Below are 20,415 nucleotides of genomic sequence, written 5' to 3'. Positions count from 1 at the left end.
TTCTGTGCCGAAACGGGTCGGTGCACCTGGGTTACTTGCATCGGGGAAAGGGTTGGTCTGCGAGAGGGCGCGAGCAAAGCTCGAGATGGCCGTGCTGGGCACGTCAGGAGACGTACCCGATTTACCTTCCGCGGTTGGGAGGGAATACCTGCGGTTCCAGCTCGGTCGACCGGCTGTGGTGCCGTTCTCGAGACAAAACACGAAAGATCAAAGATTGAAAATTGATGGGTTGCTTGGTCTTTGGCGGGATCGGTATGTGGTCACGATCAGGTTGGCTTGTGGATTAGGCGTCCGCCTATGACCGTGTGGGTGGGCTCCAGGTCGTGTAATTGGTCGGCGGGGGCGGTGGTTGGGTCGATGTTCCACACTGTTAGGTCTGCCAGGCGGCCTGGGGTCAGGGCGCCTCGTGAGTCCGATTCGCCTAGGAAGACAACCGGGTTGGTGGTGTGTAGGGCGATTGCTTCGGCGACGGTGATGGCGTGCTCCGGGCCTCGTACTCCGGTTACCGTCTGCCGTGTGACCATGCCCCAGACCGAGCGCATCGCGCCGTAGCGGCCAACGGGGTAGTCCGAGCCACCGGTGACGAGTGCCCCTTGATCGAGCCAGCCGCGGGCGGGGAAGAGTGCATCGACCCGCTCCGGTCCCCAGTAGGTGTCTTCGATGCGGGCGACATCGTGCAGTAGCGGCTGTTGGATGGTCACGGGGATGCCCATTTGCACTGCACGCGAACGTAGTTCGGCATCGGCTAGGCCGCCGTGTTCCATGACGAGCGATCCGGCGGGCAGGTCGGGGTAACGGCGTTGCAGCTCGGCGTACACATCCAGCAAGGTCTCTATGGCGCGGTCACCGTAGGCGTGTGTCCCGATCTTCCAGCCCCGCAACAGAACTCGATCCATTGCGGCGATGAGCACCTCGGGCTTCCAGGTCAGGTACCCGAAGAAGCTGTGGTCGCAGGCGTAGGGCTCGCGGGTGGCTCCGGCTTCGATACCGCCGTCCAGGCCGAACTTCACACCCCATACCGACAGCCACGGATCGGACCGGTCACGCCACGGCTCGAGCCGGTCCAGCAGCTCGTCGACGCTTTCGACGGTCGAATAGCCCAGGGCCGAGGCCATGGCCCGGACCCGCACATTGAGGGCGCCCGCTTCCATGGCGGTGCGCAGTATGGCCAGATCGTCGACCGGAACCATGGCATCGCGCACCAGGCCGATGCCCTTGGCGGCGTAGTCCAGGCTGGCGGCCCGCAGTCCCTCTACCCGCTGTTCGGCAGTGGCTGCGGGGAGCAGTCGCGCTACCAGCGGAATGGCGTTGTCCTGTACCAACCCGGTCAGTCGGCCGTCGGCGGCACGGCCGAGGTGGCCACCAGCGGGATCCGGGGTTTCCGGGGTAATTCCGGCCAGCTCCAGCGCGAGGTTGTTGACCACCACATTGTGGCCGCCGCGCATGAGGAACACCGGGTGCTTGTCGGTGGCGGTGTCGAGCTCGTCGGCAGTGGGGAAGCGCCGCTCCGGCAGATTGATCTCCTGCCAGTTGGCGGTGGTGCGAATCCACTGGCCGGGCGAGGTCTGCTGGGCGCGCTCACGGATCAGATCGAGCAGCTGCGGAATATCCTTCGCCAGGTGGACGGGCACATCGTGGGCGCTGTTTCCGGCGATGATCAGGTGGGTGTGGGTGTCGTCGAAGGTCGGCAGCACCGTCGCCTCCGGCCGGTCGATCACCACCGTCTCCGGGCCGATCCAGTCGCCGAGACCCTGCGGGTCCGGGGAGACCGCCACGATCCGGTCACCCATGATCGCGATCGCCCGCTGCACGGATTGCCCCGGGACCAGCGTGCGCACGGCTCCCGCACGAATCACCAGGTCGGCATTGTCATTCGACATGATCCACTCCTTCGCCTCGCCCTCCGAGCGTATACAGCCGATCAGCTCGGCCGGAGGGTGCGGGCGAAGTGGAGCGGGTCGGCGGTGACGCCGACCCGCTTGCCACTTCTTTCAGGTCCGATCGGCCCTAGCCCGAGGGCGACCGGAGTGCCTCAGCCGCGCAGCGCCGAGGCGAAGATGCCCGGGATCTTGGCCCAGCTCGGGCTGGCCGCGAAGTACGTCAGGCGGCGGCCGGTGGTGACGCCCGTGCGGTTGGTGACAAACCAGGGCGGCACCGGGGCAAGGGTCAGTTCGCCGTTCACGAGCGAGCGCGGAGACGGGCGGAAGGGGCCGCGCACAATGGTGCGTTCCGGATCGTCGATCAGTAAGGCGTTGTGCACCACGCCGATTCCACTCTGCACATTGTCGAGTGTGTGCCCGGGGAAGGCGCCCCAACTGGCCAGGGCGGTGAGGTAGCCGACGGCCGTCCAGGCATTGATGCCGATGGTGCCGTAGCGCAATCCCGTTACCGCCGAGTCGAATTCCGCGCCCAGCGACTTGATTGTCGCGGGGTGGGCAATGATGTTCGCGCCCAGCGTGCCTTCGAACTTCTCATTGGCGGCCCGCACCGCCTGCCGCAGGAAATCGGCTCCAGCGCCGGGCAATTCGATGACACCGAAGACCGGCGCGAAGTACTCGACATTCAGCGCTTCCTCCGCCTCGTCGGCTTGCAGGCCGAAGATCAGGGTCCGCTCGCCGCCGCTCCCGACGGCCTCCGCATCGGGGTAGGCGGTGCGCGCCGCACTCACCCGAGCAGCCGAGCCCGGGTAGTAATCGGTGCGAACAGGGGCCTGCTGGAACGCTTCTCGGACCGCAGCCAGGAATTCGGCCTTCTGCGCCCAGTCCGAGCTGATGACCGCGACCTGCGAGGCCACACAGTTGTAGCCGTTATTGTGCAGGCGCTGCGTGGCCAGATGCGCGGCCTGGAACTTCAGATCGGCCTTCGACCACTTGCCCGGCACCACAATGGTCGGCGAGATGCCGCCGAGTTCACTGGTGATCGGCTTGTCGATGAGCGGAGTGCCGGCGGCCTTACGCTGCACGCCCTCCGCGCCGGTACCGAACACGATGGCGTCGTGGGTGATAGAGCTGCCCGTCATGTGCACGGCGGCAATATCGGGGTGGTCGACCAACTCCTTCCCGACCTCCGATCCCCCGGTCAGAATGCGGACGAAGCCGCGTTCGATGGCCGGGGCGAAGATCTTCTCGAGGACCGGCAGCAGCGGATCGGTCACCGGATTCACCTTCAGCACCGCCACCCGGTTGTAGGCGAACAGCTGATAGAGCACGTCCAGTGGCGCGATGGAGAAAATGTTCCCCGCGCCCAGCACCACGCCGACACCATTGGTCTGCTCCGGGTTACGCTGCGCCAGTCCAGCTTTGGCACGCACAGTGCTCGCATCCACACCCGGCTTGGTCCACACCTCCGCGGTGAAACCATTGAGCAGCAGCCAATCGAAGATGCCGTGCGGCAATACCTTGACCGCCGAACGGTTTTCGGGCGCTGCGGCAATGGTGAAACCGTCGACCGGACTGCGCCCGGCCTCCAGCGCGGCAAGGCTCCCCGCCAGCGCACTGGTAGCGGTCAGCAGCGGATACGGCCCACTCATCCATTCCTCGCCGAGCAGCGGCGAATCGGCGGGCAGTCCCTTGATGCCCGCCGCGATCCGCACCCACTCCTCGGCATTCGCCTCGGTCAGCGCATGGATCTGATCCAGCAGTGCGCGGCGTCCGGACAGCGGCGTGCGGGACCATTCGTCTTCACCCGCACGCAGTGCCTTGACGGCCTCTTCGATGGTGTCCGTTGTTGCACTCATTTCTGCACTCCCGCAGTCGAATCGGCGTCTTCGAGGATCATCGCGGCGGCCTTCTCCGCGATCATGATGGTGGGCGCATTGGTATTGCCCCGGGTCACGCTGGGCATGACCGAGGCGTCGGCAATCCGCAGGCCGTCGATGCCGAGCACCCGCAGTCGGCTGTCCACCACCGACCCGATGGCACACGACGAGGTCGGGTGATAGAGCGTCTGCGCGGTGCGCTGGGCATAGGTCAGCAGCTCCGCATCCGAATCACCTTCCGGCACAGTGAAATCCCCGGTACGAACGGCCTGCAGCGCCGGCTGGCTCGCAATGTCGAGGCCGATCCGCAGGCCCGCCAGCAGGCTGGCCCGGTCCGACTCGGTGGCGAGGTAGTTGTGCAGAATGCGCGGCGCGGTGTCCGGTGCCGCCGAACGCAGGGTGACCCGGCCACGACTGGTCGGCTTCAAAACACAGGAACCAATGGCGAACCCGTGCGCGACCGCCGCCCCGAGGCCCTCATCGTAGAACAGCACCGGCGCCTGATGGAACTGCACATCCGGGCCCGCGAGACCGGTTCTGGTCTCGAAGAATCCGCCCGTCTCACCGACATTGGAGGTCAGCGGCCCCCTGCCCTCGCCCTGCAGCAGCGCCAGATTCTCCGGCGTCAGCGCGGTCATGAGCGATTCCTGCTCGGTCAGGTAGTTCAGCATGACCATGAGGTGGTCCTGCAATCCCTCGCCGACCGGAAGCTCGTGCTGCACCTCGATCTGGAAGGGCAGCAATTGATCTGCGGGTCCGACACCCGACAGCAGCAGGAGCTGGGGCGTCCCGTACGCGCCCGCCGCCAGCACCACCTCACGCTCGGCGCGAATCTCCTCGAGCTCCGCGCCCCGGCTGATCTGCACGCCGACCGCGCGGCCGCCGTCGAGAATCACCCTGTGCGCCAGCGCATCCGTGATGATCGTGAGATTCGGCCGGGTGGCGGCGGGATGCAGGTAGGCCACGGCGGCACTGCACCGCATGCCATTGCGCTGCGTCACCTGGTAGCGGCCGACACCCAGCTGAGTGGCGCCGTTGAAATCGTCATTGCGCTGGTAACCCGCCTGCTCGGCGGCCTCCAGGAAGGCATCACCGAGCGGATTGAGCGAGCGACCCTCCGCCACCGTCAGCGGTCCGCCGACACCGTGATAGGCGTCCTTGCCACGCTCATTGTCCTCGGCCACTTGGAAATACGGCAGCACATCCTGGTACCCCCAGCCCTGCGCGCCGCCGGCGGCCCACTCGTCGTAGTCGACCCGATTGCCGCGAATGTAGATCATGGCGTTCATCGAGCTGGAGCCGCCGAGCATCTTGCCGCGTGGCAGATACGCGCGCCGGCCGAGCAGTCCCGGCTCCGGTTCGGTATCCAGATCCCAGTCCCAGCGGCTTTTGAACAGCGAGCCGAAGGCGGCGGGGATATGAATCTCGTCGGCGGTATCGGCGCCGCCCGCCTCGATCAGCGCCACGGTGACATCGGGATTCTCGGACAGTCTCGCGGCCAGCACCGACCCTGCGGATCCGGCTCCGACGACAACGTAGTCGTACATGCTCGAACTTCTTTCCTCGCTCCGATGCCCCCGACAACACTGTGGCCTGGGTCACTACCGACTTCGATCGTGCCGCCCCGGGACCGCCGGCCACCATGGGCGGGAGTTTCCAATAGCCGGGTGTGCGACTGTGCTCGAGCACAACCCGAATCGACCACCTGGGCACTAAAATCAGTCCATGTCGGTCGTGATCCGCCCTGAACTGGACCATTCGACTGTGCTCGCGCAGCGCCTGCTCGCCCGGCTGGAGGAGCTCACCGCCGAATTGGTGGTGCACATTCGCGCCGGGGATCACGCCTATGCCGAAGCCACACAGCTCACCGACGACCAACTCACGAATTCGGTGCGTGACAATGTCGCGTCCGTACTCACGCAGCTGGCCGGGTCCGGGCAGGTGTCACTGACCGCCGCTGCGGCAGCCGGACGACTCAAGGCCGAACAGGGCGTGCCGCTGGCCGCACTGCTGCACGCCTATCGGCTGTGCGGGCGACTCATCTGGGATCGGCTACTCGACGAGGTGGGCGAGGGATCGCGAGAATCGTTGCCGCACCTGGCCTCCGAGGTGTGGAAGATTATCGACGAGTACTCGAGTGCGGCCGCCGAGGCCTACAGCGGGCATGTCGCCGACCGGGCACGCCGCGATCGCGAGGAGCGGCGGCTGATGCTGCGCTCCCTGCTGGACGGCAATATCGACAGCAACGCACTATGGGAAGTGGCGCGCCACCTGCAACTTCCGCATTCCGGAACCTTTGTGGTGGTCAGCGCGGAGCTCGCAACCCGGGGGATCTCGGCCCTCGAAGGCATCGAAACCCATTTGGCCGCAAGGTATATCAACTCCATCTGGCTCACCGAGCTGGATGCGCAGATCGGCCTGCTCAGTCTGACCGCCGCCCGCTCGGTCACCGCGCTCCCCACCATGCTGCGGGCGTCCGCCACCGGGCGCATCGGGCTGAGCCGTCCCTTCACCACTCCCGCCGAGGCCGTGGCCGCTCTTCGCGAGGCCGAATTGGCCTGCCACTGCACCGAACCCGGAACGGTCGCGGTCACCACCTACGGCGATACGGCCATCCCGCTGTTCATCGCGCACGCACCGAATGCCGGACAGGAACTGGCCCAGCACATTCTGGGGCCCATCCTCGATCTCCCCGATCCGCAGGAACGAGCCACCCTGCTCGACACCCTGGACATGTGGTTCGAATGCAATGGTTCGAGCACCGCCGTCGCGACCCGGCTGCACTACCACCGCAACACCATTCATCACCGGCTGCGCCGCATCCAGGAACTCACCGGGCGCGACTACACCGACCCCAAGCACACCGCCGAGCTCTACCTGGCCCTGCGCGCCACCCGCCTGCTAGCCACCCCTGCTCGGTAGCAGACGGACAGGCAAGCCCGAGCCACGACTAGTCGGCGGGTTCCTGCTGAGTGGTGCAGTGGATGCCGCCACCGCCCGCGGCAATGGCATCGATATTGATCCGCACGACCTCCCTGCCGGGGAACAGCCGGTCCAGCGTTGCCTTGGCCGCCGAGTCGGTGTCCGAATCCCCGAATTCGGGAGCGATGCGCGCAATCGAACACAGGTTGACTATCCTGGTCAGCGATGCGGCGGTGGGGCTCGCCGCTCCGATCGAACCGGAACAATTCCGGCGGTCGGAACAACCGCGGCACGGTCGCCGCCAACAGTCCCTACCCATGGAACACCTGCGGGTGGCTGAGGTAGGAGACCTGTGTGACCAGTGAGCGGACCGAGAAGGATGGAACTCCTTTCTCACCGATCGATTCCGATGTCGATCTTCATACCTCCGGGCAGCGGCAGGAACTCTCCGCAACACACGGCTTGGTACTGGCGGTGATCGCGGCAGGCGGCGCGCTCGGAGCCTTGGCCCGGTTCGGGCTGGCGCAGGTGTGGCCGACACCGGCCGGCGGATTTCCGTGGGCCACCTTCGTCACCAATGTGATCGGATGCTTCCTGATCGGTGTGCTCATGGTGGTGATCACCGATATTCGCAAAGCCCACCCGCTGACCCGCCCGTTCCTGGGCGTGGGCATTCTCGGCGGTTTCACCACCTTCTCGACCTATGCCAATGAGACGCGGGCCCTGATACAGCCGGGCACGGTCGCACTCGCGTTCACCTATCTGGCAGCCACATTGTTGTGCGCACTACTGGCAGCGCTGGCCGCCATGCGCCTGACCCGCGGCCTGCACGCGGCTGCACTCCGTCGCATGGAGGTCGCCAAGTGACCGCCCTACTCGTAGTACTCGGCGCCATAGTCGGTGCGCCGTTGCGCTACCTCACCGATCGCGCGGTTCAGACTCGGCACGACAGCCTTTTCCCGTGGGGCACCTTCACGGTCAATCTCATCGGCTGCCTGGTGCTGGGCGGAATTACCGGGGCTGCTGTCTCGTCGCCGGTCTTCGCGCTCATCGGCACCGGCTTCTGCGGTGCGCTGACCACCTACAGCACCTTCAGTTATGAAACGGTCCGTTTGGCCGAGCAGCGCGCGTACCTCTACGCCGCACTCAATGTCAGCGTCAGCGTGATCGCGGGGCTGGGCGCAACCCTTTTGGCCTACACCACCGCACAGGCGTTGCTCTGATTTCAAGAACCGCCGCATAACTGTCTGAGTCAATTATGTTGCGTACCAGGTGATTCGCGCCGGAGACTTTATGTGATTCACGCCTCCTTGGCAATGGTTCGGCGAATTGTTCTATGCCACAACTTGTATGGCTAACGGCCAGGGCTGGCCAATGTAACCTACTGGTCAGTAGCCTAAGAGCTACCGCCCTGGGTATGGGCGTGCAGATCTGCCCGTCAGCGCGGCCGGGCATCGGGTAGCACAAGGTAGAGGGACAGTCTTGGATCAGTCGGTTGTACCGGTCATCCGCCGAGCCACCGAGCACGACATCGACGACATCGCGCGAATCATCTGCAGGGCGTTCGCGACCGATGACCCGATCGAGGAGTACGTCTTCCCCGACGAAACGGACCGGCACCGCAGGTCACCGCGCATGCTGCGCTTGATGATCCGGTACCGCTTCCTGCCGGCGGACGGCGCAGCGGTCGCCACCGTCGACGGCAAGGTGGTGGGCGCACTGCTCTGGTATCCGGCGGGATACCGCAAATCACTCTGGCGGGAAGCGGTTTCGGGGCCGCTGCTGCTGTGGGCCATGGGTGCGGGGACCACTCGGGGCATGCATGTGGACGAGGCGATTGCCGAGGTCCGGCCCACCGAAGGACATCACTTCATGGTGTACCTCGGCGCGGATCCGGCGGTACAGCGCGCCGGAGTGGGGCGCAAGCTCGTCACATGGCTCAACGCACTGGCCGATCAGCAGTCGGACACGGTCGGCGGGATTTGTAAGGACGGCAATATCGCCTATTACACCGCCTTCGGCTACGACGTCATTCGCCAGGTCCGTATCGGGAGTATCGGACCTGAGATGAATTTCATGCTGCGGCAGCCTGTTCCGGCGCCCTGAGCGCGCCGGACCGGCGACAGCCTTCTCGGGGGGGAATCACCAGTTCAATCTTTTGCCGAGGAGTCGTAGTGTCTGACATTGCCATTGTCGGAATCGGGTGCCGATACGCGGGTGGTATCGATTCACCGGAATCCTTCTGGGACTTCATCATCAACAAGGGCGACGGCGTCGTCGACATTCCGGCCACGCGCTGGGACTACCGCCGTTACTACGACCCGGACCGGCGTACGCCCGGTCGCATGTACACCAAGCGGGGCGCCTTCATGACCGGCGACCCTTGGGCTTTCGATCCCGACTTCTTCGGGATCTCGCCGCGTGAGGCCGCATCCATGGATCCGCAGCAGCGGCTCATTCTGGAGGTCGCCTGGGAGGCGCTCGACGATGCGGGCATCGCGGGACACATTGCCGGGACGTCGATCGGCGTCTATATCGGTGCGTTCACCCTCGATCAACTCGCGGTCTCCAATACCACCGAGGCTTTGCCGTACGTGGATATGCACACCGCAGCAGGTGCGTCGTACACCATGCTGTCGAACCGAATCGCGTTCGCGCTCAATCTGGTCGGCCCCGCACTGACGGTGGACACGGCCTGCTCGTCGTCACTGGTCGCGCTGCACCTCGCCTGTCAGGCGCTGCAGAACGGCGACTGCAGGGTCGCCATGGCGGGCGGCGTCACCATGCTGCTGCAGCCGGAAGCCTTCGTCACCATGTGCAAGGGCGGCTTCCTCGCGACCGATGGTCGCAGCAAGCCCTTCGACGCGGCGGCGGACGGCTACGGGCGCGGCGAGGGCTCCGGCATGGTCGTGCTCAAGAAGCTGGAAGATGCTGAGCGCGACGGAGATCGGGTCTACGCGGTCATCAAGGCGACCGGCTCCAATCAGGACGGTCGCACCACCGCGATAACCGTCCCCAATGCCGATCTGCAGGAGGCTCTGGCCAAGACGGTGACAGTGCGGGCGGGCATCGCACCGCACGAGGTCACCTATGTGGAGGCGCACGGCACCGGCACCCCGGTCGGCGATCCGCTCGAATTGCGTGCTATCGGAAGGGCTTACGGCCAGGTCGAGGGCCGTACCACGCCGGTCGGCGTGGGCTCGGTGAAGGGGCAGCTCGGTCATACCGAGGCCGCCTCGGGCATTGCCAGCATCATCAAATCGGCGCTGGCCATTTCCAAGCGCACCATCGCACCGCAGGGCTGGCTCGATACCCCCAATCCCGATATTCCGTTCGACGAGCTGGGCATCAAGCTGCAGCTGGAGGCGGAAACGGTCGGCCCCGAGATCGAGCGAATGACCGTCGCGGTCAATGGCTTCGGTTACGGCGGCACCAATGCGCACGCCATCCTGCAGGAATACCTGCCGGCCGCCGATGCGGTGCGGCAGCCCAGGCACTTCGGCGTACTGCCGCTCTCGGCGCGCACCGATCAGGCCGCGCGGGATCTGGCACGCGGCTTCGCCGAGCTGATCGCCGACGGCGCGGATCCGGGACGGCTGGCCGAGGCAGCGTGGACGCGCCGTCAGCACCACCAGTTCCGGACCGGTCTGACCTTCGCCGACGACACCGAATTGGTGCACGCACTCATCGAATTCGCCAATGGCAGCGGCCGCGCCGCGACCAAGGTGATCCCGCGCAAGGTCGCCGAACCGGTCTTCGTCTTCACCGGCATGGGCCCGCAGTGGTGGGGGATGGGGCGCGAATTGCTCGCGGCCGGTGGTACTTTCGCCGCCGAGGCGGCGCGTATCGATGCGGTGTTCCAGGAGATCTCCGGCTGGTCCATCATCGAGGAACTGCAGCGGCCAGAGGAGGAATCACGGGTCACCACGACCGCGATCGCCCAGCCCGCCAACTTCCTGGTGCAGGTGGCGCTGTTCGCCATGCTCGAGGAGCTGGGTATCCGCCCGGCCGCCGTGGTCGGGCACAGTGTGGGCGAGGTGTCGGCGGCCTATGTCACCGGCATGCTCTCGCTGCACGATGCGCTGCTGGTCAGCTACCATCGCGCCCGGTTGCAGGCGACCACCGCCGGTTCCGGCGGCATGCTCGCGGTCGGCCTGCCCCGCAGTGCCGCACAGGAATTGATCGACGGCGATGAGCTGGTCGATATCGCGGCCGTCAACAGCCCGAGCGCCGTCACGCTCGCGGGTGCGGTGGAGCGACTCGACGCCATTGCCGAAAGTCTCACCGAGCAAGGTATTTTCGCGCGCCGACTACAGGTCGAGGTGCCCTACCACAGCTACCTCATGGAGCCGATTCTCGACGAATTGCGCACCGTGCTGGCCGATTTGAAGCTGTCTGACCCGACACTGCCGCTGCTGTCCACCGTCACCGGGCAGACGGTCACCGCGGGTGACTGGGACGCCGAATACTGGTGCTCGAATGTGCGCCGCCCCGTTCGCTTCGCCGATGCGATCACCGCCCTGGTCGGCACCGGCAGCCGGGTGTTCCTGGAGGTCGGACCGCATCCGGTGCTGGGTGCGAACATTCGCGAAATCCTCATCGGCGTGGATGAAACCGGCACCACCGTTGCCACGCTGGATCGCAAACAGGCCGATGCCGACAGCATTCGGCAGACCATCGCCGGGCTCTACAGCGCGGGCGTACTGGATATCGGCGCGCTGTTCGGGGACCTCGTCACCCCGCACATCGAGCTGCCCCGCTACCCCTGGCAGCGCACTCATCTGCGCCATGAGCTGGCGATCTTCCAGCAGCTGCAGCACGGAACACCCGGCGTGTACTCGATGCTCGGTGATCCGGATCTGAACAATGCGACCACCTCGTGGCGGATTCAGCTCAGCGTCGGGGCCTACCCCTGGCTCGAGGATCACGTGGTCGGCGGTGCCCGAATCCTGCCCGGCGCGGCCTATTTGGATGCGGCACTGAGTGCGGCTGCGCTGCGTACCGAATCCACCCGGGTTGCGGTCGAACAGGTGCGTTTCCTGGCACCGCTGATCATCGACGATGGCACGGCTCCGACACTCGAGCTTCATGTGGAAGAGACGACCCGGCGCTTCACGATTCGCTCGCGCGCCAAGGCCGATGCGCTCTGGACCACCAATGCCACCGGCAGGCTGGTCGAGGGCACCTTCGAACCGACCACGGTGACCCTGCCGGATGTCGATGAGATGCACGCCGTCGACCCGGCCGCGTTCTACGCCGGATTGGCCGCGCGCGGACTGCAATACGGCCCGGCCTTCCAGCGCACCACCTCGATCCGGATCTCCGGCTCGACCGTGCTGGCCACGCTCGACGGCACCATCGCCACCGATTCCGGGCATCTGGCACACCCCGCTGTGGTGGATGCGGCGCTGCAGAGCGTTGCCGCACTGCTCGCGGGCACCGGCGGTACGGAGGACGGGGCCATGGTCCCGGTCGGCGTGGCCGAGGTCCGGGCCTTCGGGATCATTCCCGATCAGGTGACCGTGGTGGCCCGTCTGGATACCAGTGCGGCCCCGGTCGCCGATATCGATCTGCTCGACGCCCAGCAGCGGGTCGTGCTGCAGATCATCGGTATGCGTTTCGGTTCCATCGCACCGGGTCGCGGTGCGCTGCAACGGATGACGGACTTCTTCTACGAAGACCGCTGGGAAATGCGCGAGCCGGTGGACCGCAGCGGACTGCCCAGCGCGGAGGCGGCGTTCACGGTCGTCTTCGACCTCGGGACGCAGCCGAGCGCACGCGCCGCGGAGATCGCCGGACTGGGCCGGGGCGAAACCCTCGTGCTGGGCGAGCCGAGCCGCGAGGATCTGGAAACCCTTGTCCGCGAACGCCTCGAAGCCGCGATTACGCACGAGGGCGTGGAACGCTTGCACGTGGTGCTGGTCGCCGGTACCGAATACGACGACCTCGACAATCTGTGGACACTGCGCCGGGTGGCCGTCGCCTTCGAGGCATTCTTCGAGGACTGGGTTGTGCGGCGCGGTGTGGAAGTGCCGATCATGGGCGACGGTTCCATGCACGTCACCCTGATCACCGAGCACGCCTTCGCGCATCCGCACGAGGAGGCCGCGCCCGATCCGGTGCATGCCGCGCTGCTGGGCGCCCGCCGGGTGCTGCTGAACGAGCAGCCGCGGTTGCGCTGGCGGCTGGTCGACCTCGAATCCGAGGTCACGACAAAGGAACTCGCGGCCGAGCTGGCCATTGCGGGCGCGTTCACCTACGACCACTCCGATGAGGTGTTCCTGCGCAACGGCTTGCGCTGGGTCACCGTGGTCGACGCCTCTCTGCAGGGCCGGATCGACGGCCTGGACGAGGCGGTGCCGCTGACGGATCCGGAGGCCAACTTCACCCTGGAGCTGCCGAAGTCGCGGGTACTGTCCCGCCTCGGCTGGCGGCGTTGCGACCGCCAGGCGCCGGGACCGAACGATGTGGAGGTCCGGCTGCGGGCCATCGGCCTCAACTTCAAGGACCCGCTGAAGGTGCTCGGCGTGCTCGGCGAGGAGGAGCTGGCGGGCACCGCCTTCGGCCTCGTTCCGGGCATGGAGGGTGACGGCGTCATCGTCCGAATCGGTTCGGACGTCACCGATCTCGCGGTCGGCGACAAGGTCATCATGTCCTCCAAGGGCATGTTCGGCCGCTTCCACACCACCGATCGCGGCCTCGTCACCCAGGTGCCCGAGGAGCATCAGCCCGGATACTGCACCAGCGATACGGCTTTCGCGACCGCGGAGCACGCACTGCTGGGGCTCTCGCACCTGCAGCCCGGTGAGGTGGTGCTGGTGCACGGCGCGGCCGGCGGCGTCGGCTCGGCGGCGGTGCAGATCGCCAAGCTGCACAAGGCGATTGTCATCGGCACGGCCAGCACCGACGAACGGCGCGAGTACGTGCTCGAACAGGGCGCCGATCATGTACTCGATTCCCGTTCGCTGAATTTCGCCGACGATGTGCTCGCACTCACCGGCGGCACCGGCGCGGATATCGTGATCAGCACCGCACCCGGGGAGATCCTGCGCCGGAACTTCCAGGCGGTGGCCGAATTCGGCCGCATCGTGGAGATCGGCAAGGCCGATATCTACGGCGGCGGCGTGCTGGACCTGCGCTTCTTCGACAAGAACATCTCCTACCACTCCTTCGATCTGGACCGCATGTTCGCGCTGCGCCGGGTCGAATCGGTGGAGCGGATGAAGCGGGTCGAGGCGTCACTGGCCTCGGGCCACTACAAGCGACTGCCGTTCACGCTGTACGACACCGACGATGTGGTCCGGGCATTCGAAGATGTCGCGCGCTCCACCCAGATCGGGCGGATCGCGGTCAGCCTGGATTCCGCAGCGCCACTGGTGCGTCCGCAGATTCCGAAGGTCACCGTCGATCCGGACGCGCAGTACCTGATCACCGGTGGTTTCGGCGCGTTCGGCCTGGCGATCGGGCGCTGGCTGGTCGGGCTTGGTGCACGGCATCTGACCCTGCTGGGCCGCAGCGGCGCCACCACCGACGCGAGCCGCAATCAGCTCGCGGCGTGGGAACACCAGGGCGTGCAGGTGATTTCCGAGCGAGCCGATGTCACCGATTACGAGGCCATGGCCGCGGTGGTCGGGCGCGCCCACTCCCCCGAGCATCCGCTGCGGGGTGTCTTCCACACCGCCGGTGTTGTCGACGACAAGCGCATTACGGTCATGGACCGGGACAGCCTCGCCACGGTGTATCGCCCCAAGATCGAGGGCGCGCGGGCGCTGCGCAACGGTATCGCCCTGGCCGGGGCCGAACTGGACCTGTTCGTGCTGTTCTCCTCCGGCAGTGCGATTTTCGGTGGTGTCGGGCAATACTCGTACACCGCGGCGAATCTCGCGCTGCAGTCCATTGCCGATGTGGTCGCCCGGGACGGCGGCAAGGTGCTGGCCGTCGGCTGGGGACACATGTCCGGCGGCGGTATGGCCGAGGCCGAGGAGAATCTGGCGCGGTACCTGCGCAATACCGGATTCGACTCCGTCGATATGGACGAGGGCACCGAATTCCTGGAGCGGGCACTGGAACTCGGCCTGCACCACCAGGTCGCCATGATTCCGGTGGACTGGAGCAAGGTATCGGCCACCGCGCCGTTCTTCGCCATGACCGGCCGCGTCGAAGCACAGATCGCGGCTGCGGCCGAAGACGATTCGGCCGCATCACAATTGGTGGCCGCGCTGCGCGCGCTCGATGAGCAGAAGCGCGGAGATGTGGTGGCGCACATGCTCGCCGAGCAATTGGCGGTGGTCATGGGCGTGGACGCGGACTCCATCGATCTGACCGTGCCGGTGCCGGAACTCGGACTCGATTCGCTCATGGCGGTCGAATTCGGCGCACTGGTGGGCAAGACCCTCGGCATCGACCTGATCTCGCTGAAACTGGGGCGTACCTTCACGCTGCAGCAGGCGGGAACTCGCGCTGCCGAAATCCTGATCGGTGCATCCGGCGATGCGGTGCCCGCAGCAGTGGAGGTGACGGCATGAGTGAATCCGCACGCGATCTGGCCCGGAAGCTACTGGCGGGCACCGGGAATGGCGGTGGCACCGCCACCATGCAGGCCCCGGCGCCCCGGCCGGTCAGCGCTCCGGCACGGCCGGTGCGCGGTCCCGGCCGCCAGTTCGCCGACCATCCCGAGGTGGCGGCAACGGTGGCCAAACAGGCGGCCATCACCGCCATCAGCGCACAGTCGGGGCTGGTGAATCCGCTGTTCCTGGCTCGAACCGGCCCGAACGACACGGTGATTCACGCCGATGACCGCGATCTGGTCAATTTCAGCGCCTACAACTACCTGGGCCTCTCGCACCATCCGCAGGTGATCCAGGCGGCCAAGGACGCCCTGGACCAGTACGGCGCTTCGGCCTCGGCCAGCCGGATCGTCGCCGGGGAGATCCCGCTCTACGGCGAGCTGGAGCAGCGGCTGGCGGGCATCTACGACGTCGGCGATGCCATGGTCACGACCAGCGGCTACCTCACCAATGCCGGTGTCATCGGCTTCCTGCTCGGTGAGGGTGATGTCGCCATCTGCGATTCGCTGATCCACGGCAGCGTGGTCTCCGGCACGCAGTGGGCCGGCTGCCGCCGAATCAACTTCCGGCACAACGATCCCGAATCGCTGCGCTCGGTGCTGCGCATGTCGCGCGGCGGATTCGATCGGGCGCTGGTGGTGCTCGAGGGCCACTACAGCATGGACGGCACCGTGGGCCGGGTCGCCGAATTGGCGGCTGTGGCACGGGAATTCGACTGTGCCGTAATGGTGGACGAGGCGCACTCGTTCGGTGTGTTCGGCGAGCGCGGCCACGGCATTCGCGAGTACTACGGTATGGCCGGCGCGGAGGTCGATATCTGGATGGGCACGCTCTCCAAGGCGCTGGGCAGCTGCGGCGGCTTCATTGCCGCCGATGCCGACCTCATCGGGGCCATGAAGGCCGCCGCACCGGGTGTGGCCATGCTCACCGGCGGTCCCGCACCGTCGACCATTGCCGCGGCTCTTGCGGGGCTGGAAGTGCTGGAGGCGGAACCGCAGCGGGTGGCCAGGCTGTGGGACAACACCCGGTTGTTCGATTCGCTCCTGCGGGAACGCGGACTCAATCTGGGCGAGTCGCAGGGCACGCCGATCTTCCCGGTGATCGTGCCGGGCGAGATTCGCGCCGGGTTCGTCTCCGGCGTACTGCTGCAGCGCGGGGTGTACGCCGGAGCCATCTCGGCCCCGGCGGTCCCGGTCGGCAAGGAGCGCCTGCGCTTCTTCATGACCTCGGAACACACGCGGCAGCAACTGGTCTCGACGGCGGACCTGCTCGCCGAGACCGTTGCCATGGCCGATCAGCTGCCCGAAACGGCAGCGGTCGGGTAGGGGCTCGGCCACTGCGGAGGATCCCCCACTTCTGCTGACGAACGGGTGGTGCTACGTTAAACGGAGGGTGTTACTCCGGTTAACGTAGCACGGGCCACCCGCTCGACCCGGAAGGAGGCCGTGCCAATGGTGGCACTGGATCTCGATGCACCAGTGGGTGTTTCGCAGGAAGGCACCGGCGTCCTCGACCGCACGCGCGCGGCCGTACACGGGCGCGGACGCGAAGCCGTGGTGCAACTGGTGGTGATCACCGTCGGATACCTGACCTATCGAATCGGCCGCATGATGGCCGCCGACGAGCAGGACCACGCACTCGCCAATGCCCGCACCCTGCTGAACTGGGAACATCGCCTGCAAATGCCGCACGAAACGGCGGTGCAGGCGATTTTCGTGCACCACGGTTTCCTCGCGGTCCCGGCCAATTTCTATTACGCCACCGCACATTTCGCGGTGGCGGTGGGCGCACTGCTGTGGCTGTGGACCTTCCGCCCCATGTACTACCGGGTCACCCGCAATCTCATGGTGGCCGTGACCGGCGCCGCACTGGCCCTGCACATGCTCATCCCCCTCGCGCCGCCGCGCATGCTGCCCGAAGACGGATTTGTCGACCTGGCCGCGAAATACGGTCAATCCGTCTACGGCCCACCCGATACCGACACCCTCTCCAACCAGTACGCCGCCATGCCCTCCCTGCACGTCGGCTGGGCACTCCTGCTGGCCATGGGCCTCATCGCCGCCACCCGCACGCCCTGGCGCTGGCTACTCCTACTGCACCCCCTCATCACCACCCTGGTCGTAGTCGGCACCGGCAACCACTACTGGGCCGACGTCATAGTCGCCGTCGCCCTGCTCGCCATCGCGGCGCTCATCCACCCGCCCGTGCTCCCCGGCCGTCGCCGGGAATACCTGACGTAGCACGGGAATTCGCCGGCGCTCCCAGCGACTTTTCCTTCACCCTCCGGCACCGGTGTCGTACACTGTCTGAGACGGTTGACGCCGCCCAGGCAATGTAGCCGGAGGAGAAGGCATGTCCAAATTCCAGAACAAGCTGGTCATTGTGACCGGCGCGGGGAGTGGCATCGGCCGCGCCACCGCAGCGTGTTTCGCCGCCGCAGGCGCGCGAGTCGTGGTGAGCGATATCAATAAGGACAGCGCGCAGACCACGGTCGATACGATCACCGAGGCAGGCGGTCAGGCGCACTCGCACGCCGTCGACGTGTCCGACGCGGACGCCATGGAACAGTTCGCGGCCGATGTGTACGCCGCGCACGGCACGCCCACGGTGCTGGTCAACAATGCCGGATACACCACGGCCGGGCCGTTTCTCGGGCACTCCGCCCAGGACTGGGACCGGATCATGGGGGTCAACTTCTGGGGACTCGTCTACGGCAGCAGGCTTTTCGGGCGTCAGATGGTCGATGACGGGCAGGGTGGGCGCATTCTCAATGTGACCTCGCCCGCCGCGGTCATCCCGATTCCGCTCAGCACGCCGTACTGCACCAGCAAGGCCGCCGCGCAGATGCTCACCGAATGCCTGCGACTGGAGTTCGCGGGCACCAAAGTCGGTGTGACCGCGGTACTTCCGGCATTCATCAATACCGGGTTCTATCCTTCTGCTCAGGTGGTCGGCTTCGATACCGAGATGAGCGACCGGGTCCGGAACATCTCGGTGGCGGCCGCGCGGCTGGTCGCGCGCGCGCCGGAGACGGTGGGGCGCAATATCGTTCGCATCGCCGCCGGCAACGCCGCCATCGCGCCGACACCGTTCGAATCACGCATCGCCTGCACCGCGGCCCGGCTCTCGCCGACCGGCGCCCGCCTCGCGGCTCGATTCATGGACACCCGGCAGCTGGTCGATCTGGTGACACGGTTCGTGCCGGATGCGGCGCTGCGGCGCATAGATGATGTGCTGGAACGCCTGGTACCCGAGGAGACAGTGCGATGAAACCCTTCCATCCAGAAGTCGCCGTAGTCACCGGCGCGGGCAGCGGAATCGGGCGCGGAATCGCCAAGGCGCTGGCCGAGGCGGGCGCGGTGGTTGTGGTTGCCGATATCAACTACACGACAGCCGAAGACACGGTGGCGGTGATTCGCGCCAACGGCGGTGCGGCCCACGCGTACGCACTCGATGTCTCCGATACCCCGGCGCTGGAGGCCTTCGCCGAGCAGGTCCGCGATACCCACGGCGTGCCCGATGTGGTGGTGAACAATGCCGGAATCCTGGTCGGCGGACCGTTTCTCGACATTCCGCTGGCGGATCTGCGCCGCATTATCGACATCAATATGATGGCGATGATTCACGGCTGCCGGGTCTTCGGCGCTCAGATGGCCGACCGCGGGACCGGTGGGCAGCTGGTGAACATTGCCTCGATGGCCGCCTTCGCACCCGCCCGGCTCGCCACTCCGTACAGCATCGGCAAGTACGCGGTGAAGCATTTCAGCGAGACGCTGCGGGCCGAACTGGCCGGCCGGGGCATCGGGGTGACCGTGGTCTGCCCGGGCCTGATCGCGACCAATCTGGGGGCGACCGCCACGGTGGCCACCGTCAGCGAGGAACAGCTCTCGATCGGAAAGCAGGCGATCGTCAAGGGCATGACGCTGCTCGGCATGGACCCGGACAAGGCGGGCCGCAAGATCGTCGACGCCGCACGCCGGAATCAGGCGGTGCTGCCGCTGCGCCCCGAGTCCTGGATCAGCTACCGCGTGGCCCGTTTCTTCCCCGGCACTACCAGGACGGTCATGCGGTTAGCGACCGGCCCGGAGATCGAATGGATCGGCCGCTTCCTCATCGATCAGCCGGTGGTGCTGCGCCTGGCCGAACAGCTCGCCGAACGCATGCCACAACGCGGCGGTCTGCAAACCTACTGGGAGGCGCCGCAGAACCCGTCCGAAATGAGAGGATCTCCCTCGACCGTATGACAGAAAGCCGGTGGTGAAGACGATGGCGTCAACTGCAGTGAAGTCACGGGCCCGGATCGGTGATCTCCTCACCGTGCAGGGCCGGCCCATCCACGTCCGCCAGGACGGCCCCACCGACGGGAAGCCCGTCCTGCTGCTGCACGGGTTCGAGGGATCTGTGCACTGGTGGGACGCGGTCACCCCGCTGCTCGCCGACACCTACCGGGTCATTCGCGTGGACCTGCTCGGATTCGGCTGCACCGGCGGCGATTACGGCTTCGACCAGGAGGGGCAGGGCAGCATGCTGGCGGCCCTGCTCACCGAACTCGGCGTCGCGAATGTCGCCGTGGTCGGGCATTCCTGGGGTGCGGATGCCGCCCTGGCCGTGGCCGCCCGCTCCCCACGCATCAGCGAGATCGTTGTACTCGACCAGGCACCGGACCTGAGTTACCTGAATGTCCCGGCCGCTACACCGCTGCTGACCCTCGGCCCCATTGCCCGCCTTTTGCAGCGCTTCGCGCCCGAACCTATTGTTCGCCAGGCTCTTCGCGCCGGCTTCGCGCCGAAGTTCGACCTGGCCAGGGCCACACCCTCGGTCCATCAGATGTTCCTGGACCACCAGGCCATGTCCTGGCGCGCCTACCGCGCGGTGAGCACCGATCGCCGGAAAGCCTTGGCCGCCAATCCCCTGGACCGCCAGATCCGCCGCCTCGCCCTCCCCGCCCTCGTCATTCACGGCCGCCTCGACGGTATGTACGACTGGGCCGTCACCCGGGATCGCTACACGGCCGCCGGCGCTCGCTTCGAACTCATCGACTCCGCAGGTCACAGCCCCAATGTCGAAACACCCGCCGCCTTCACCGCCCACCTGCGCGACTTCCTCGCCGCACCGGCGGCTCCCTCCCCTGCCAGCGACTGACTGATACCGCTCACCGAACCGCCTCCT

13 protein-coding genes and 1 pseudogene are annotated in these 20,415 nt (G+C 66.5%); 10 read left to right on the top strand and 4 right to left on the bottom strand.

The window, feature by feature from the left end; genetic code table 11:
* Positions 1 to 266: 266 nt before the first annotated feature.
* The 3 genes from JWN03_RS26905 to JWN03_RS26895 all read right to left on the bottom strand — a co-directional run bounded on the left by JWN03_RS26905 (position 267) and on the right by JWN03_RS26895 (position 5,304).
* A complete protein-coding gene (locus JWN03_RS26905) occupies positions 267 to 1,880 on the bottom strand; it encodes an amidohydrolase (protein WP_297620790.1) in 1,614 nt (537 codons plus the stop codon).
* Between the two features lie 152 nt (positions 1,881 to 2,032).
* Positions 2,033 to 3,736: an aldehyde dehydrogenase family protein gene (locus JWN03_RS26900; protein WP_297620788.1), complete on the bottom strand. Its 1,704-nt coding sequence runs from the start codon at positions 3,734 to 3,736 to the stop codon at positions 2,033 to 2,035.
* A complete protein-coding gene (locus tag JWN03_RS26895) occupies positions 3,733 to 5,304 on the bottom strand; it encodes a GMC family oxidoreductase (RefSeq protein ID WP_297620785.1) in 1,572 nt (523 codons plus the stop codon). The genes JWN03_RS26900 and JWN03_RS26895 overlap by 4 nt, the downstream gene beginning before the upstream one ends.
* A gap of 178 nt (positions 5,305 to 5,482) precedes the next feature.
* Between JWN03_RS26895 and JWN03_RS26890 the strand changes: the two genes are divergently transcribed.
* Positions 5,483 to 6,679 (top strand): PucR family transcriptional regulator, encoded by a 1,197-nt coding sequence (locus tag JWN03_RS26890; protein WP_297620782.1) that lies wholly within the window; start codon positions 5,483 to 5,485, stop codon positions 6,677 to 6,679.
* Positions 6,680 to 6,707: 28 nt separating this feature from the next.
* Here JWN03_RS26890 and JWN03_RS26885 read toward each other — a convergent pair.
* Positions 6,708 to 6,866, bottom strand: a pseudogene (locus tag JWN03_RS26885) (agmatine deiminase family protein); the annotation flags it as partial.
* Positions 6,867 to 7,033: 167 nt separating this feature from the next.
* Between JWN03_RS26885 and JWN03_RS26880 the strand changes: the two are divergent.
* The 9 genes from JWN03_RS26880 to JWN03_RS26840 all read left to right on the top strand — a co-directional run bounded on the left by JWN03_RS26880 (position 7,034) and on the right by JWN03_RS26840 (position 20,388).
* Positions 7,034 to 7,546 (top strand): FluC/FEX family fluoride channel, encoded by a 513-nt coding sequence (locus JWN03_RS26880; RefSeq protein WP_297620779.1) that lies wholly within the window; start codon positions 7,034 to 7,036, stop codon positions 7,544 to 7,546.
* Complete coding sequence (crcB, locus tag JWN03_RS26875) at positions 7,543 to 7,902, top strand: fluoride efflux transporter CrcB (protein WP_297620776.1); 360 nt, start codon at positions 7,543 to 7,545, stop codon at positions 7,900 to 7,902. The genes JWN03_RS26880 and crcB overlap by 4 nt, the downstream gene beginning before the upstream one ends.
* Before the next feature lie 259 nt (positions 7,903 to 8,161).
* A complete protein-coding gene (locus JWN03_RS26870) occupies positions 8,162 to 8,785 on the top strand; it encodes a GNAT family N-acetyltransferase (protein WP_297620773.1) in 624 nt (207 codons plus the stop codon).
* Positions 8,786 to 8,853: 68 nt separating this feature from the next.
* A complete protein-coding gene (locus JWN03_RS26865; RefSeq protein WP_297620770.1) occupies positions 8,854 to 15,204 on the top strand; it encodes a type I polyketide synthase in 6,351 nt (2,116 codons plus the stop codon).
* Positions 15,201 to 16,571, top strand: a complete 1,371-nt coding sequence (locus JWN03_RS26860; protein ID WP_297620767.1) for an aminotransferase class I/II-fold pyridoxal phosphate-dependent enzyme — start codon at positions 15,201 to 15,203, stop codon at positions 16,569 to 16,571. Before JWN03_RS26865 ends, JWN03_RS26860 begins: the two co-directional genes overlap by 4 nt.
* A gap of 126 nt (positions 16,572 to 16,697) precedes the next feature.
* On the top strand, positions 16,698 to 17,486 hold the full coding sequence (locus tag JWN03_RS26855; RefSeq protein WP_297620764.1) for a phosphatase PAP2 family protein: 789 nt from the start codon (positions 16,698 to 16,700) through the stop codon (positions 17,484 to 17,486).
* A 112-nt stretch (positions 17,487 to 17,598) separates the two neighbouring features.
* A complete protein-coding gene (locus tag JWN03_RS26850) occupies positions 17,599 to 18,516 on the top strand; it encodes an SDR family NAD(P)-dependent oxidoreductase (protein WP_297620762.1) in 918 nt (305 codons plus the stop codon).
* Complete coding sequence (locus JWN03_RS26845; RefSeq protein ID WP_297620759.1) at positions 18,513 to 19,490, top strand: SDR family NAD(P)-dependent oxidoreductase; 978 nt, start codon at positions 18,513 to 18,515, stop codon at positions 19,488 to 19,490. The genes JWN03_RS26850 and JWN03_RS26845 overlap by 4 nt, the downstream gene beginning before the upstream one ends.
* 22 nt (positions 19,491 to 19,512) lie before the next feature.
* Entirely contained in the window at positions 19,513 to 20,388 is an 876-nt protein-coding gene (locus JWN03_RS26840) for an alpha/beta fold hydrolase (RefSeq protein WP_297620756.1), read from the top strand.
* The last annotated feature ends 27 nt before the right edge of the window (positions 20,389 to 20,415 follow it).

It is taken from the genome of Nocardia sp. (assembly GCF_025465275.1).
In the GTDB taxonomy this organism is placed as follows: domain Bacteria; phylum Actinomycetota; class Actinomycetes; order Mycobacteriales; family Mycobacteriaceae; genus Nocardia.
The sequence above is the reverse complement of the archived record's forward strand: the minus strand, read 5'-3'. Positions and strand labels throughout refer to the sequence as shown.

What these genes read in the sequence shown, in the direction of transcription:
- JWN03_RS26900 (WP_297620788.1), bottom strand. Translation starts at nt 3,736, where the DNA reads ATGAGTGCAACAACGGACACCATCGAAGAGGCCGTCAAGGCACTGCGT.
- JWN03_RS26905 (WP_297620790.1), bottom strand. Translation starts at nt 1,880, where the DNA reads ATGTCGAATGACAATGCCGACCTGGTGATTCGTGCGGGAGCCGTGCGC.
- JWN03_RS26845 (WP_297620759.1), top strand. Translation starts at nt 18,513, where the DNA reads ATGAAACCCTTCCATCCAGAAGTCGCCGTAGTCACCGGCGCGGGCAGC.
- JWN03_RS26840 (WP_297620756.1), top strand. Translation starts at nt 19,513, where the DNA reads ATGGCGTCAACTGCAGTGAAGTCACGGGCCCGGATCGGTGATCTCCTC.
- JWN03_RS26895 (WP_297620785.1), bottom strand. Translation starts at nt 5,304, where the DNA reads ATGTACGACTACGTTGTCGTCGGAGCCGGATCCGCAGGGTCGGTGCTG.
- JWN03_RS26890 (WP_297620782.1), top strand. Translation starts at nt 5,483, where the DNA reads ATGTCGGTCGTGATCCGCCCTGAACTGGACCATTCGACTGTGCTCGCG.
- JWN03_RS26850 (WP_297620762.1), top strand. Translation starts at nt 17,599, where the DNA reads ATGTCCAAATTCCAGAACAAGCTGGTCATTGTGACCGGCGCGGGGAGT.
- JWN03_RS26855 (WP_297620764.1), top strand. Translation starts at nt 16,698, where the DNA reads ATGGTGGCACTGGATCTCGATGCACCAGTGGGTGTTTCGCAGGAAGGC.
- JWN03_RS26860 (WP_297620767.1), top strand. Translation starts at nt 15,201, where the DNA reads ATGAGTGAATCCGCACGCGATCTGGCCCGGAAGCTACTGGCGGGCACC.